Consider the following 14457-nt stretch of genomic DNA (forward strand, 5'->3'; position numbering starts at 1 on the left):
GGGCCGGAGAACGGGCCGGAGAAGGCGCCGGAGGCCGGGCCGCAGTACGGGCCGGAGAACGGGCCGGAGAACGGGCCGGAGAACGGGCCGGAGAAGGCGCCGGAGGCCGGGCCGCAGTACGGGCCGGAGAACGGGCCGGAGGCCGGGCCGGAGAAGGCGCCGGAGGCCGGGCCCGAGCAGGCCTACGGCCAGCACGGCCAGCACGGCGAGGGCGAGTAAAGATCACCCGAGGGCTCATCTTCTCGGCGCTGCCACGGGCGCATCGGCCTTCTCGGGACGGCTGATGCACCTCGCACTACCGCAAACGGCCTGGTCGCGCTACCGGCGCGCCTGTTCGGCGGTGTGCCGGGCGGCACCCGTGGCAAAGGCAGCCCTGACGCGCGGCGGCTCATCACGTTGTGCGGCCGGGCTGCGGTAATTCTGCCGTCGGGCGTAGCTGGCAGCGCGTCCAGACGCGAAATGATCGGTTCCGACACCTTTTCGGGCCCGGGCGCACACCGGTCAATGACACAGGCGCCCGGGCCCGACGTTGTAAAGGAATGCAGCACATGTTCACTCCGCAGAAGATCGCCGCCATCTCGGGGATCGTCGGAAGTCTCGCCGCGATCTGTGTCGGCGCCGGGCACGCATACGCAGACGGACGCGCGGGTGACTGCGAGAGCAGTGGCAACGTCTGTATCCGCAAGAGCGAGACCCACGTCGACAAGGACGGCAAGCAGATGGTCAGGCAGGAGCAGCACTGCTCGACGCCCGAGCGGCCGAACGTGGTGCTCGAGGAGCACCGGCTGCTGGGCGACGGCGGGTCCGCCGCCGCCGGTTCGGTCATGGACTGCTCCAACACGGTAAAGCTGCCGAAGGGCTTCAAGAGGCCGAAAATCGACATCTGAGCGCTGTTCTGTACATGCCGGACCGGGGCCGTTCCCGGCCCGGCATTTCTTGTGTGCCCCGGCAGGCATGCCGGGGCACAATGCCCGGTGCCCCGGCCGCCGGCCGGGGCACCGGGGAAGAGCGCCCCTGCGGCCAGCGCCCGCACCTTTGACACCTGGTCAGCAACTTCGGCATAACCGTCAAGAACACGTACCCGAGGGGCACGGTGCCCTGTTCAACCGGTCGGTCACCGTGGCGGGGGAGCACAAGTGGGTCGAGACGGCGAATCGCCGGGGGACCACGGCGTTCCCTCTCGACACGAACGGCAAGCAATTGAGGGTCCACTACAGCCTCTCAACGCAGTATGCGGCGCCAGCGACACATAGTTTCACCGTGCCGACGGACGTTCCCGGCGGAGCTGCAGTCGTGCGGGTCTGCCTCGACGACGGCTCCATGACGTCCTCACCCACGCTCCTGCTCTGCAGGCGTTACGGGCACTGATCCCCGTCCCGGTCCCGGTACATGAGGGCGAGGAGAGCATGCGTGGCCCGGTGGGCGTCTTCAGCGTCACAACACAGGGCAACGGCCTGGACTGCCTTCGCGCCCCGGCAGTGAGTGGGCCGGTGAGAAGTCGAGCTGGACGGGGCCCACGGCGACGACGGGCCCCGACATGCCTTCAGACGTGGCAGGCGGACGTGCGTTACTCCGGCGACTGCTGTGGGGCCTACGTCGCCATAGGGCTCGCGTCCCGTAGGCGATTCTAACGTCCGCCTCTGTTTGTACGTTCTAGCGCGACATGCTGGTCTCAGAATGAGATTCGGAGTCGTCTTGAGCAGATGCTGCTGCAGGTGAGTTGGAGGAGACCCAGGTGGAGGTCGGCGCGTATCTCGTAGCGGATGTGGAGTCGCTTGAACTGGTGGGAGCCAGGCGACGGTCCGCTCGACGACCCAGCGGGTCTTTCCCACGCCGGAGCCGTGGGCTGTGCCTTTGCGGGCGATCTTCGGTGTGATGCCGCGGGCCCGGAGAAGGTGGCGCTATCTGTCGTAGCCGCGGTCGGCGAACAGCCTGCCTGGCCGGCGCCTCGGCCCGCGGATGCGGGGTATCGCATCCAGCAGGGGCATCAGCTGAGAACTGCATGGTGCGCGGATTCGACCATGACGGACGCTGCAGGGGCTTGGGGGCGGGAGGGCCGCCGTGGCCGTTCGGCGGCCCTGAAGCAGTGCGCGGGCAGGCAGTTGGTGGCCAGGGCGACGTACTGCGCGGTGAGCAGACATGCCTGTTTCGGGCCGTCGGGGAGCCGGTTTGCCGCGTCGGCGGTGTGCGGATGAAACTCGACGAGCCGGTTCAGAAACCGCGTCGCGGGTTCACATAAGGCTGCCCGTCCGGGAAGCGGTGCGTGCTCTCGCAGCCCAGTGTAAGGCCGGCCACCGGCTACGGCGGGAGCAAAGTCGGCAACTTCGTGCGCACTCGGTGCAGTTCAGCGCTTACCTCGGATACTGGTGGGCATGCCAAACAGCGAGGAAGGGTGGCGGCCTCGGGGGTACAAGGGGCCGGGTTGGGAACCACCTAAGGACCCACCCAACGGTCCGCCCCGGAACAACGGAGGCGCCCCCGGAGGGCGGTCGAGTTGGAGCCTGCCGGGTGTGGCGGCGGTGATCGCGGTCGCGATCTGGACCCTCCTGGCCTACCAGTGGACTGAGCAAAACGACTGCGAGGTAATGGAGTCGTACGGCCTGGTCCTCTCCTATGGCACTCCGGACCCTTGGGAGAGGTGCGGAGACTAGGAGCCGCGCGGGCTGCCCGGTACGGAGCGGCCTCGCCTTCGCCCGATCGAAGGCGGTCCTTTGCCGGGCGCCGGTCAGAGCTCCGCGTCCTTGGCTCAGCCCATCAGCCTGCCAAGGAGGTCTACGACTGCGCCTTGGTCAGGGCTCTCTCCGTCTGCTTTCTCGCCTTGGTCAGGACTCTCTGCGACCGGATTCTCGCTTTGGTCGGAACTGTCTCCGACTCGATTCACGCCTGGGTTGGAACTCTTCGCGTTTTGGTCAGGCAACGAGCCCGGCATTGCATGTCCGACGGGATGCTCTGGCTGGTCATTCCCGGAAGCGGATTGGACGATGCTGCTTCTGTTCTCTTCGTCCTCGGCGGTGGCTGGGCCAATGCTGCCGAGGACTGCTGCGGCAGCCACGGCGGTTACGGCCAGGAGCTTGCGGATGCGCATGTGGGGCGTTCTCCGTTCGAGCGCGGAACATTGGACAGGTCTATATCATCCTCAATCGTGAAATTGAAGCCCAATTCGCCCATCTGTGGGCGAGGTGCCCCATAAAGCAAGGGTGAATTCCAGAGGTGGTCGCAACACGTGATCACTGACGTGTGGTGGCGAGCAGTTTAGACAGACGCTCGGCTGGGGTTTCCCAGCCGAGCGTTTTGCGCGGACGGATGTTGAGTTCGGCAGCCGCGGCGTCGAGGTCCTCGCGGCTGTAGCGGGAGAGGTTGGTCCCCTTGGGGAAGTACTGCCGGAGCAGGCCGTTCGTGTTCTCGTTCGAGCCGCGCTGCCAGGGGCTGGCGGGATCGCAGAAGTGGACCGGCATGTTCGTGGCGGTGGAGAAGAGGTGGTGGCCCGCCATCTCGTTGCCCTGGTCCCAGGTCGGTGACCGTCTCAGACGGGGCGGAAGTGCGCTGATGGTGGCGGTGAGAGCCTGGTGGAAGTGTTCTGCCCGGTGGCCGTTGGGCAGGTGCACCAGCATGGTGAAGCGGGTGGTCCGCTCGACCAGCGTGCCGATGGCGGAGCCGTGGTTGGCTCGATGCAGTCGCCTTCAACCTGCAACTTCGCAGCTGGTGGACGCCGCGAACGCGGTGCGACACCTGGATCGTGCGCTGCTTCGCCCTGGACGGTAACGCTCTTGACCGAACCGCCTCCGCGCTGTGGGCTGTAGTCCCCGCATTGACCACCGCCAACGACGACTGGTGTTCTCTGTGCGCCCGGTGCATAGGCCCCGGGCCGATCCTGCCTACCCGTCTTTCCCCCAGCAGAGCGGTGACACTCAGAGCTCTGCTCAATCCACACCGCCACCCCTTGGAATCGATCATCTAGGCGCCGCTCTCGTCCACAACGGGCGGGGCGGCGCCTTCGCACGTGTCGGCGTACACCTCAATGCGCTCTGCCGCTGATCCAGTGACGCGGTGCTCGGTTCATCGTTCTATCCGGTGTGCAGGTCAGGGGGCACCCGAAGGAGGGGCGCAGAGGTGCACTTCATTCTCGTCGGCGTGGAACGGAGAAGCTCGTGATCGAGCCATACGCACTGTCTGTTGACGAAGGTGTTTTCCTCTGCCTGCCGCCAACAACCGGAGCCCAGCGGTGCACCATGTGCGGTGAAATACGCCTCTGCGAACCCGAAGCCGACACCGACGCATGGGCCGACCACGCCACCTTCTGCCCGGATGCCACCGCCCCTGCCCCTACCACAGGCAGCGATACTCCCTGAGTGCCCCAACGGCAGTGGGCTTGTGCGGAACGGGAGGGCGGAGCGGGACGCCCAGGCCGCCTCGTGGACCAATCCGCAGGCCACCGCGCACACCAACAGCTCGCCGGACCGGCAGCGGCAGGCGGCACCACAGCAGGGCGCCGACGTCAGCCCGCAGGCCAGCCCCCAGCTGAGCCCCCAGCCGGCCCCGGCGCAGGGTGGTACCCCGCCGAACCAGAACAACCTCATCCATCCGGACCAGGAGTGCGGCCCGCGTCCCTGCCTCAACGCGAATGCCCCGGCTGCCCTACTCGCCGGCGCCGGGACCCGGGGCATCAACTGCACCCAGGCCGACAGCCGGGCGAACGCCGTCGCGAGCGTCCGCCAGGGCCGCCGTACGGCCGGACATCGACCCCCGGTGCGGGCCCTTCGGGGATCGCCCCACGGAAGGGGCCGCTCGCAGGCGATGCGGGGTCAGGATGCTTCCGCAACAAGATCACATGATCCGCGCGTCGCAGGGCGTTTTGGGGTATTTCGCACTAATCTCCCGTAACTGTACGAAGTCGATCTATCACAGATCGCACCCCCTCACTCCACCGGAGATGACATGTACAAGCTTCGCAAGGCTGCCGTCCTGGTCGCCGCCATCGCCAGCGTCGGACTCATGGGCGCCGGCACTGCCCACGCCGGCGGCGATGGCGACCGCTTCCAGATCAAGCAGAGCACCAAGTGCACGTCGCACGACCTGAACCTTGACGTCCTCGGCCAGGTCGGCGTCCTCAACGGCCTGGGCGGCAACCTGCTCAACGGCGAGGGCAACCCGGGCGCGCAGAAAAACCACATCGGTTCGACCATGGGCTGCAACAACAGCGCCTTCTAAGGCCGTGTCCGGCGGATCATCAGGGGCCGATCACCAGCACCGGACGGACTCCCGGCGCCGATACGGTCATGGTCCGCCGGACACTCCCTAGCGGTCTTTTCGTACCGATCCGTGACAGGGCCCCCGCGCCGCCATCCGCCCGCCGCTGTACACACGTTGTCAGGCAGTGAACCAAGATGACCGACGCAAAAGCCGTCGAGTCCTTAAACAAACGGCCTGGGCATACGCGCAAAACGGCTGCGGATGAGATGGTACGGACGCGTGGGCCTTGGCACGGTATGAACCGGACCTGGCGTGCTGGAACGGGTGGCTGGCAGGGCCATGCGCGACTCGTCAAAGCCCCCTGACCGACCGTGATTCACCACCGGTCGGGCACGCAGCGGCACGCGAGCAGGGGCGCGAGTGAGTCAACGCTCACAAGAGACGGATGCGGTTCGCCGGGATCATGACCGCGCCCTGCGCTCGAGCGGCGAGTGAGGCCGACTCCGTGCACGACGTCACCGCCTGTCCACCGGACGGTGTCATTCCCGGGCCGTGTGGCATCTCGCGGCGACTTCCCGGTCCCATCGGACACGCGCATCGGACCCAAAATGCCCAACACCGCTCTTTTCTCCCCCGTACATTCCGGCTATGACACAGGACCAGCAGCAGTACGAGTCTTCGAGCGGTAGGCCGGGGGACCGTGAGGCCCGCTACGCCCGGCTCAAGCGGCGGCCGTGGGCGGTGACCACGGCCGTGGTGGTCGCCGGCGCCCTGGTCGTCGGCGCCACGGCGATCGCCTCGGCCCACGACGGGCCCCACACCGCCCGCGTGGCCGCGAGCAGCACCGACTCCGACAAGGCCCACGTCCCCGGTGAGCAGGCCTACGGCAACCTGCAGCGCCACCATGTGCTCGGTCCGGTCGACTACTCCGGCAGCCCGACCCCGCCCGTGGGCGGCCCGCATCATCCGACCTGGCAGAACGCCAACGGCGACGTCTACGACCGGCCGCTGCGCAACGAACACGCGGTGCACTCCCTGGAGCACGGCGTCGTGTGGGTGACATACGCCGAGAACGCACCGCGCAGTGTCGTGAACGCGTTCAGGAAGAAGGTCGAGGGCGTGCCCTATCGGATGATGAGTCCGGTCCCCGGCCAGGGCGCGCCGGTCAAGCTGACCGCCTGGGCCCGCCAGCTGGCCGTCACCTCTGCCGACGACCCGCGGGTGGACCAATTCTTCGACGCCTACGTACAGGGGCCGCACGCACCCGAGCCGGCAGGGCCTGTCACCGGCGGCAGGGCGACCCCATGAGCAAGGCCTGAAGACATCATGCGTGTGGGGCGGGGTACGCCCCACACGCACGCCACTGACGCTATGAGTTGGCTGCGGGCCACTCCTGCTCGAGGACCCATGCTGCGACGGCGTATCCAAGCCCGCCCGTTTTCAAGACCGATGCTGGGCAGGATGAGAAGCCCTCATGACCTAGGAGTTCACCACGTCCCGCTTGGGAGCGGCATGGCGCTTGACCACAGGTCGGCCACACGCCGCCCGTCAGGCGCTGCCGCCAGGCACCCGCCCCACCGCGAGCAAATGCGAACTGGCGGCGAGCAACTCGGGTACGGCTCAGCCATGCGCGCGGCGGTCAAGGCAGCGGCCGCCGTGGTGGACGCCAATGGCGCCACGATCCGATTCGCACCAAGTACGAGGCGGCGAAGACAGCGAACGAGGCGCAGGCCAAGGCCAGAGAGGTCCCTATCGCGACCCGAAACCGGCAAAGAAACCTTCGGTGAGTACGTGAACCGCCGGTAAGCGGCACAGGAGTTGGCAGCGTCCACCAAGCAGAGAAGCGGCACATCGAGGAGCACCTCCTCCCCGATGTCGAGGAGAAGGCCATCGCCGACATGCAACCCACGGACGTCGGCGCGTGAGAGAACAAGGAACGGGCGCTCTACGCCGCGTCCCGTATGCAGACCTGGCACGGCACGCTGCACCTCATCCTTGCCGATGCTGTAGACGAAGGGCTTCGCGCTCCAATCGGCCACCAAGAGGCGTGGCCGGGGCAAGCGCGCCGGCCACGCCCGGAACCGGGCCCCGAGAAGGTGGTGACCGACGCCCTCGGCAGCCTCTGACAGCCGAGCGGTCCTCGCTGCTGTCCGGCCGTGACGACGATTGCGCCTACGGCACCGGCGATGCGCGCGCACAACTCACCGCCCAGGGACACGTCCTGGCGGTCAAGCCACCGCCGTTGCGGCAGACCGTCCCGTCAGGCTTCACCATCGATGACTTCCACGTCGACACCGACGCCGCCACCGTGACCCGCCCGGCTGGACAGACCGTGAATCCGGGCCGCCCCAAGGCCGACAGGGCCGCACCGCCCCGTTCGAACGGCTGTGCACCAACTGCCCACCGCGTGAACGCCGCACCACCTCGAAAACCGCACGGGCCAGCAACGTCCCCCCGGCACCGACTGCTGACCGCAGCCCGCGTCCAGGCCGCCACCCACACCGCCTGGCAGGACGCATACCGCCGATGGCGGCCCCCAGCCGAACGCGCCATCGGCCGGCTCGTCGCCCACGGCACCCGAGTTCCCGACCCAGGCGTCATGGCCAACAACATCTGGCGCCACTCGGACTCACCCGCACCAACAACACCTGGCACGCCCCGGCCACCCCATGACGAAGAAAGGGGCCTCCCGGCCCCGGAAAGCCCCTCAACGAGATTTCCGCAGTCTTCTAGCCGCCGACCTTGTTGTTGCAGCCCGCGGTCGAGCCCAGGGACGAGCTCTGCACACCCGAATTGCCCTCGCCGTTCGACGCGTTGCCGCCCAGGCCGTTGCCGATGCCGACCTCGCCGAGGATGTCGACGTTGCTGTCGTGCGACCCGCAGGTGCTGCTCTGGATGATGCCGCCGTCGCCGCCCTGGCCGGCGTGGGCAGTGCCGGCGCCCAGGAGTCCCGCGCACCCGAATGCGGCGACGAGGACAGCGCCCGTGCGGAGCTTGCGCATGCCATCTCCGTGAAGTGAGATAGAGAACGATCGACATTTGGTGCAGTAGCTAAGGTGGATGCGAACCACCCGAAAGCCAACCAGTACCGCCTCGGTTTCGGGTGGTTCTGGCTGCTTTCGCAGACCTGCGGGCACGCAAATGGTCCCGGCGCCCCCGGGGGCCGGGACCATTTACAGGCCGGCGACTTGGCGCCGGCCAAAATGTCAGAAGGCGCTGTTGTTGCAGCCCATGGTGGAACCGATGTGGTTGGACTGGGCGCCCGGGTTGCCCTCACCGTTGAGCCCGTTGCCCAGCAGGCCGTTGAGGACGCCGACCTGGCCGAGGATGTCCAGGTTCAGGTCGTGCGACTTGCACTGCGAGCTCTGGGTGATGTTGAACCTGTCGTCGCCGCCGCCCTGGCCGGCGTGGGCAGTGCCGGCGCCCATGAGTCCGATGCTGCCGATTGCGGCGACCAGGACTGCAGCCTTGCGAAGCTTGCGCATGTCTTCTCCGGTGGAGTTAGTGGGGCGCGATCCATGGCGGATCGCACTTCTACCGTTACGGGAGACTAGTGCGAAATGCCGCAAAACGGGCAGTGGCGCGCCGATCTTGTGATCGGGCAGCAGAAGCACCCGAATGCCGAATCGCAAGCGGCCGGGCCCATCCGCCGCACATCCTCGAAGGGCCCGTGGGCGTCGACGCGTGGCCGCCCCGTAGCGCTACCGCGCTTGCGCGCTGGAGAAGGAGTTCGCCTGGCTGTTGGCCTGGGTGCACTCCACCCCGTGGGTCTGGGAAGCGGCAAGCAGAGCGACGGGGACATTCGCGCCGATCAGGTTCTGCGGGCTGCACTCCTGGGACGGACGGAACAGGTTGGCCTGGCTCACCGGGGCGCCCTGCCCGTTCTGCCCGTTCTGCCCGGCCTGCGGGGCCTGCGGAGTGAGCTGCGGGCTGATCCGCGGGTTCAGCTGAGGGTTGACCTGCGGGTTGACCTGGGTGCCCCGCTGCGGGGCTGCCTGCTGCGGGGCCGCTTGCTGCGCAGCAGGCGAGCCGTATGTCTGCGTGGACGCCTGCGCGGAGGACGCCGAAGCGGCCTGGGCGTCCGGCTGCGAAACCGGAGGCGGCCCCCCGTTGTAGGCGGCCGGAGTCACGGCGGAGCTTGCTCCGGCCCCGACGGCGGACAGGCCACCGGCTGCTGCGACGACGAGCGCGATGTGCTGAAACTTGCGCATTGAAATACTCGGCCCTTCATTGACCTGTGCACGAAAATCCCTGTGCACGGAACCTGGTGAAATGCAGATGAGGCAGTGCAGTGTCGCTGCTCTGCCGACTCGTGCGGCTACGACAGACCATCGTTGTTGCCCCGTGCGGAACGAGGGCAGCGCGGACTCAGATACGGGTGGCGGGCCGTGGTCACCCATTTGCCACAAGCGCGTACGGCCCGCCCCAACACCCCATCAGGCAGAGGCAAATGGGTGATGGACTGTTGCGTGCCGTGACCACAGCGAGGAAAACCTCGTTCCACGGGAGGAGGGCAGCGACCGTCAACCTGAAGAAGGGGCGAGGGAATTCACTGCCGGCTCCGATGCGAAGTCCGCGTGCTGCTGAAGATTGACCGCTGCTGGCGGTGCGGTGCGAGTTATCGCGCCGACGGCACGCGTGACCGCACTGAATGCAATGGATCCATTTTCAGGTATCGAAGGGCCGAGGGTTTAATGCGCAAGCTTCATAAGGTCGCGCTCGTGGTAGCAGCGGCCAGCGGTCTGACCGCCGTCGGCGCCAGCGCCAGCCATGGCGACGCTCCCGTCGCACAGGGCGGTGCCACTCCGGCGTCGGCTCCCGATTACCCGACCCCGCAGGCCGCCCCGCCGGCGCCACAGCACAACGGTGCCGTCGCCACGGCCTCGTCGAGGGGAACGGCACAAGCCACCGCCACGCCGTACCAACAGCAGGCCGCCCCGATGCAGCCCGCCCAGGCGATGCAGCCGGCCCAGGCCGCCCCGATGCAGCCCGCCCAGGCCGCCCCCGGGCAGCCGCAGGTCGTGCCGCAGGTCATGCCGCAGGTCATGCCACAAGTCGCCCCGCAGGTAGCCGTACCCCAGGCGTTCGGCCCGGAGCCCCCGATGCAGATCGCCCCGCAGGTGAACCCGCAGTTCAACCCACAGGTGAACCCGAACTTCAACCCGGTCATCTCGCCGGCGAACGCACCGCAGCTGTCACCGGTCGGCCTCGGACAGATCGCGGCACCCCCCGTCGGCCAACTGGGGCTTCCCCGACTCGGCTGACGGCCCCCCGCAATCCCCACTCCATCTGCCAAAGACTCAATCTCGATTAACGGAGAACCAATGCGTACCTTTCAGTCGGTAGTCCTCGTAGGCGCCATCATCGGCAGCGTCGGATCCCTCAGTGGCGCCACCGCCTTCGCCAACGAGCGGGGCAACGATTTCGACATCACGCAGGGCATCGAGTGCCGCTCGCACGACATGAACATCGAGCTGATCGGCAGTGTCGGTGCCCTCACCGGCCTGGCAGGCAATCTGCTGAACGGCGAAGGATCCCCGGGCGCACAGAAGAACCACCTCGGTTCAGACATGGGCTGCAACAGCCAGGCGTTCTGACCCACCCCCGCCACCACCCGCACAGACCATCCAGTCAGTACAACCTCACTGCCGTCACACGTGAGGGCCACTGACCGGGTGGCCGGACCGGGTGTCCGCAACGCGTGAGGCTCCCGCGGCGGGTGCGGTCGCCGAGCAGGCCAATCGTTTTGGCGCGTGGGGGTGGGCGGTGCCGGGGGAGATGTTCGAAGCCGTCTGAGCAGCTCCTGCTCAAGGCCGCCCCGACGTACCGCCTCGAACTCGACGCCTTAACCCGCCACACCCGCCAGGTCCGGGCCTTCGCGGCCATGCTCACGGGCCGCCGAGGTAAGCGCCTGCCGGACTGGCTCGACGCCGTCCGGCAGGACGACCGGCCCAGCCTCCGCACTCTCGCCGCCGGCATCGAATGCGACCGCGGCGCCGTCATCGCCGGCCACACCCTGCCTTGGAGCTCGGGTGTCGTCGAAGGCCATGGCAACCGGATCAAGATGCTCAAGCGCCAGATGTTCTGCCGCACAGGGGACAATGCGCCGACGGGCCGCCACCTAGGCGACGAAGCCCCGGTTGATGCCAGTGACCCGTCAAGTCGCCTGTATCGCCCGGAGTTTCGATGTGCCGCAAGTCTGCAACTGGATGCCTGATCAAATCGCCCTCACGTCAGCACCGCGTGATCGCCGGCCTGCCGGCGACTTTGCCTGATCCTCGTGACCGGCGTGGACGACGTCACCCGTTCGCGAGTGCGCTGCTGGTCGCTTGCTCGGCAGCGGTATCCGGGTCCCGCACCTTCGCCGCGATCGGCCAATAGGCGTGAAACGCCCCGCAGAACACCCTGGCCCGGCTCGGCGCCCGCACCATCTCGGCGTTCCCTGTGCGCGTCGCCCCCAGCGCGGCGACGAAGCCGCCGGATCAGCAACCGGGTCTGCCCGGTGGCCCGGCTGACCTGCTCGGATGCGACCCAGTCGGAGCCGACACCCTGGCCGTGGACAGCAAAAGCGCCCGCGGCTCACACCACGAGGACCTCCCGGCCGCGCATCTGCTCGCCGCCAGTACCGACACCGGCATGACCGTCACCCAGCTGAGAGTGCCGGACAAGACCAACGAAATCACCTGCTTCGCCGACGCCCGCGTCCTTCGACCTGAGCGGGGTGACCGTCACCACTGATGCTCTGCACACCCAGCGCGATCACGCGACGTTCGTAGTCGAGGACAAGCATGCCCACTACGCGCCGACCGTGAAGAAGGAACCAAACCGGCCTGTACGAGCGGATGCGGACCCGGCCCTGGGAAAAAGGTCACCGCGAAGTTCTACGACCGCACCCGAGGCCACGGCCGCAAAGAGAGACCCGGGTGGTGCAGGTCCTGACCGTCGACGACCTCGACGTTCCGCACGCCGCCCCGGTCGCCAGCGTGGTCCGTCACCGCACCTGTCTAACCTCGCGCTTTCATGAGCGTCCTCGTCCATGCCTTGATCAAATAAGCAGAGAGTGCTTCTGACGCGTAAATAGCAGCAGCTCAGGATGGGTGTGGGCAGGACTGGGTGCCCGCTGGCCGTTGAGGGCTGGCGGGTGTCCGGGTGTGCCGGTCAGGCTGCGGTCTCCCTGGGGTTGAGGGTGACGGTGTAGCCGAGCTGGTTGAGCTGGGTGATGGCCCGGCGGGTGGCGCGTTCGGGGTCGCGTCGGGTGAAGTAGTCGCCGCCGAGCTCCTGGTAGGCGACGCTGCCGGTGAGCATGTGCCAGATCGCGGTGATGATCGAGTGCTCGACGGCGACCAGGGCCCTGAGCGGGCCGCGGCGGGCGGTCAGCCGCTTGTAACGGGTGGCGAGGTAGGTGTCCTTGGTTCTCGCCGCGCCGAAGGCGGCCAGCCCGAGAGCTCCTTTGAGATACGGGTTTCCGGGCCGGACCTTGGTGTTTTTGGTACGGCCGGCGGACTCGTGGTGGCCGGGGCAGACCCCGGCCCAGGACGCGAGGTGCTTGGCCGTCGCGAAGCGGGTCATGTCGCCGCCGGTCTCCGCGATGATCACTTCGGCGACGTGCTGGTTGATTCCGGGGATGGTGTCGAGCAGGTCAAGGGCGCCACGAAAGGGTGCCATCGCCTCCTCGACCCGTCCGGAGAGCTGGTCGATCATCGTGGTGAGCTGGTCGTACTGTTCCAGATGCAGGCGGGTCAGGAACGCGTGGTGCTCGCGGAAGCGTCCGGTCAGGGCCTCGGTGAGTTCGGGGATCTTGTTGCGGAGCTTGCGTTTGGCCAGGTCCGCGAGGACCTGCGGGTCGGCTTCGCCGCGGATGAGGGCTTCGAGCATGGCCCGTTCGGAGACGCCCATGATGTCGGAGGCGACCGCGGAGAGTTTGATGCCGGTGTCCTCCAGCAGTTTCTCCAGCCGCTGGACCACACGGGAGCGTTCCCGGGTGGCGGTGGTCCGGGCCCGGGTGAGGTCCCGTAGTTCACGGACCGGTTCGGGCGGCACGAAGGAGGGCCTCACCAGGCCGTGGGCGCCGAGCTGGGCCAGCCAGGCCGCATCCGAGACGTCCGTCTTGCGGCCGGGCAGGTTCTTGACCTGCCGCGCGTTGACCAGGATCACGTTCAAGCCCTCGGCCAGCACGTAGTAGAACGGCTTCCAGTAGTCCGAGGTCGCCTCGATCACCACCAGCGTCACCCGTGCGGCGAGCAGATGGTCCCGCAGGTCCAGGACCGCGTTCGTCGTCGATCCCCACGTCGTGGTCTCCGTTGTGAAGGACCCCCGCCGCTTCGTACTCGGCGTACGGACACACACCTTGGCGTCTTTCTTGCTGATATCGAGGCCGGCACAACACTCGTGCAGCACATCCACGGCCTTGCTCCCTCCCTGGCGGACGGACCCGTCGTATGCCGTTCCGGGAGGGCCAGGGTGAATCAGGAATTCTGACGCACGTGCTTCACAGCAACACTCCACGGTTCCCGTGGACCGCCCCCAGCACCACGCTGACCTGCGAGCTCACAGGCATCACAGAAACATCGGTTTCGGCCGGAACGAACCCCACCACGATCCCGAACCGGGGTCAGCCCACGTCAGGGCAGACAGAAGCACCCCCGGCGCGCGCCACGGGATTTACCACGCCCCCGGCGCGCACCGAAGGTGCGCTGGATCGCTGACCTGCAACGATGGGACTTGTCTAGGGTCCTGTTGGCTGCACGGAAAGAAGCACTCTCCAGGTGAGCAAGCGTATCGGGTTGTACCCGCGCGTCCGCGTCGAGGGCCGTGGCAGAGGGGCGGTCTCGCAGGCCGGGGCGGTGCTGCTGGTCGAGACGGTCCGCAAGTCCGGCCTGGACACCGCGATATCGGCAGCGCTTGCGCCATGGCGCAAGCCGCGGACGGTGCACGACCCGGGCAAAGTCCTGCTGGATGTCGCGCTCGCGACGGCTCTGGGCGGGGACTGCCTCGCGATGTGGCCATGCTGCGGGCCGAGGCCGACGTGTTCGGCCCGGTGGCATCAGACCCCACGGTCTCCCGGCTCATCGACGTCCTCGCCGCAGCCGGGCCGAAGGCGCTCACCGCGATCCGCACGGCGCGAGCCGAAGTACGGACGCGGGTCTGGGAGTTGGCCGGTGAAGACAGTCCGGCCGCTGACGGCAGCGTGATCGTGGACATCGACGGCGTGCTGGTCCTCGCGCACTCCGAGAAGCAGGACGCCACCGCGACCTGGAAGAAGACCTT

11 protein-coding genes and 4 pseudogenes are annotated in these 14457 nt (G+C 67.7%); 9 read left to right on the forward strand and 6 right to left on the reverse strand.

Annotated elements, in window-relative coordinates; all coding sequences use genetic code 11:
* Both ACWIHY_RS38700 and ACWIHY_RS38705 read left to right on the forward strand, forming a co-directional pair.
* A pseudogene (locus tag ACWIHY_RS38700) lies at positions 1–219 on the forward strand (hypothetical protein); the annotation flags it as partial.
* Positions 220–548: 329 nt separating this feature from the next.
* Entirely contained in the window at positions 549–887 is a 339-nt protein-coding gene (locus ACWIHY_RS38705) for a hypothetical protein (RefSeq protein ID WP_454381347.1), read from the forward strand.
* 785 nt (positions 888–1672) lie between these two features.
* Here the strand turns inward: ACWIHY_RS38705 and ACWIHY_RS38710 are convergent.
* Together ACWIHY_RS38710 and ACWIHY_RS38715 are read right to left on the reverse strand one after the other, a co-directional pair.
* Positions 1673–1997: pseudogene (locus tag ACWIHY_RS38710) on the reverse strand (transposase); the annotation flags it as partial.
* A gap of 1230 nt (positions 1998–3227) precedes the next feature.
* Positions 3228–3653 (reverse strand): annotated as a pseudogene (locus ACWIHY_RS38715) (IS30 family transposase); the annotation flags it as partial.
* 1282 nt (positions 3654–4935) lie between these two features.
* Here ACWIHY_RS38715 and ACWIHY_RS38720 point away from each other — a divergent pair.
* Both ACWIHY_RS38720 and ACWIHY_RS38725 read left to right on the forward strand, forming a co-directional pair.
* Positions 4936–5208 carry a hypothetical protein gene (locus tag ACWIHY_RS38720; RefSeq protein WP_454381348.1) on the forward strand — a complete coding sequence of 91 codons (273 nt, stop codon included), beginning with the start codon at positions 4936–4938 and terminating at the stop codon, positions 5206–5208.
* Between the two features lie 630 nt (positions 5209–5838).
* Positions 5839–6498 (forward strand): DUF3105 domain-containing protein, encoded by a 660-nt coding sequence (locus ACWIHY_RS38725; RefSeq protein WP_454381350.1) that lies wholly within the window; start codon positions 5839–5841, stop codon positions 6496–6498.
* Positions 6499–7919: 1421 nt separating this feature from the next.
* On the opposite strand, the gene ACWIHY_RS38730 is transcribed toward ACWIHY_RS38725, so the two are convergent.
* From ACWIHY_RS38730 to ACWIHY_RS38740, 3 genes are all read right to left on the reverse strand, one after another.
* Complete coding sequence (locus tag ACWIHY_RS38730) at positions 7920–8192, reverse strand: hypothetical protein (RefSeq protein WP_454381352.1); 273 nt, start codon at positions 8190–8192, stop codon at positions 7920–7922.
* A 204-nt stretch (positions 8193–8396) separates the two neighbouring features.
* The gene (locus tag ACWIHY_RS38735) at positions 8397–8675 is read right to left on the reverse strand and encodes a hypothetical protein (RefSeq protein ID WP_454381354.1); all 279 of its coding nucleotides are present in this window, start codon (positions 8673–8675) and stop codon (positions 8397–8399) included.
* Positions 8676–8891: 216 nt separating this feature from the next.
* A complete protein-coding gene (locus ACWIHY_RS38740) occupies positions 8892–9401 on the reverse strand; it encodes a hypothetical protein (protein WP_454381356.1) in 510 nt (169 codons plus the stop codon).
* 483 nt (positions 9402–9884) lie between these two features.
* Here ACWIHY_RS38740 and ACWIHY_RS38745 point away from each other — a divergent pair, with 483 nt between their 5' ends.
* The 4 genes from ACWIHY_RS38745 (at position 9885) to ACWIHY_RS38760 (ending at position 11928) form a co-directional block, all read left to right on the forward strand.
* A complete protein-coding gene (locus ACWIHY_RS38745; protein ID WP_454381358.1) occupies positions 9885–10454 on the forward strand; it encodes a hypothetical protein in 570 nt (189 codons plus the stop codon).
* Between the two features lie 60 nt (positions 10455–10514).
* Complete coding sequence (locus tag ACWIHY_RS38750; protein WP_454381359.1) at positions 10515–10787, forward strand: hypothetical protein; 273 nt, start codon at positions 10515–10517, stop codon at positions 10785–10787.
* 287 nt (positions 10788–11074) lie between these two features.
* Positions 11075–11407, forward strand: a complete 333-nt coding sequence (locus ACWIHY_RS38755) for a hypothetical protein (protein WP_454381360.1) — start codon at positions 11075–11077, stop codon at positions 11405–11407.
* Positions 11408–11745: 338 nt separating this feature from the next.
* On the forward strand, positions 11746–11928 hold the full coding sequence (locus ACWIHY_RS38760) for a hypothetical protein (protein WP_454381361.1): 183 nt from the start codon (positions 11746–11748) through the stop codon (positions 11926–11928).
* Positions 11929–12348: 420 nt separating this feature from the next.
* Here ACWIHY_RS38760 and ACWIHY_RS38765 read toward each other — a convergent pair whose 3' ends face one another.
* Positions 12349–13593: an IS110 family transposase gene (locus ACWIHY_RS38765; RefSeq protein ID WP_454381362.1), complete on the reverse strand. Its 1245-nt coding sequence runs from the start codon at positions 13591–13593 to the stop codon at positions 12349–12351.
* A gap of 362 nt (positions 13594–13955) precedes the next feature.
* Between ACWIHY_RS38765 and ACWIHY_RS38770 the strand changes: the two are divergent.
* A pseudogene (locus ACWIHY_RS38770) lies at positions 13956–14457 on the forward strand (transposase); the annotation flags it as partial.

The organism is Streptomyces sp. NPDC055287, from assembly GCF_053646035.1.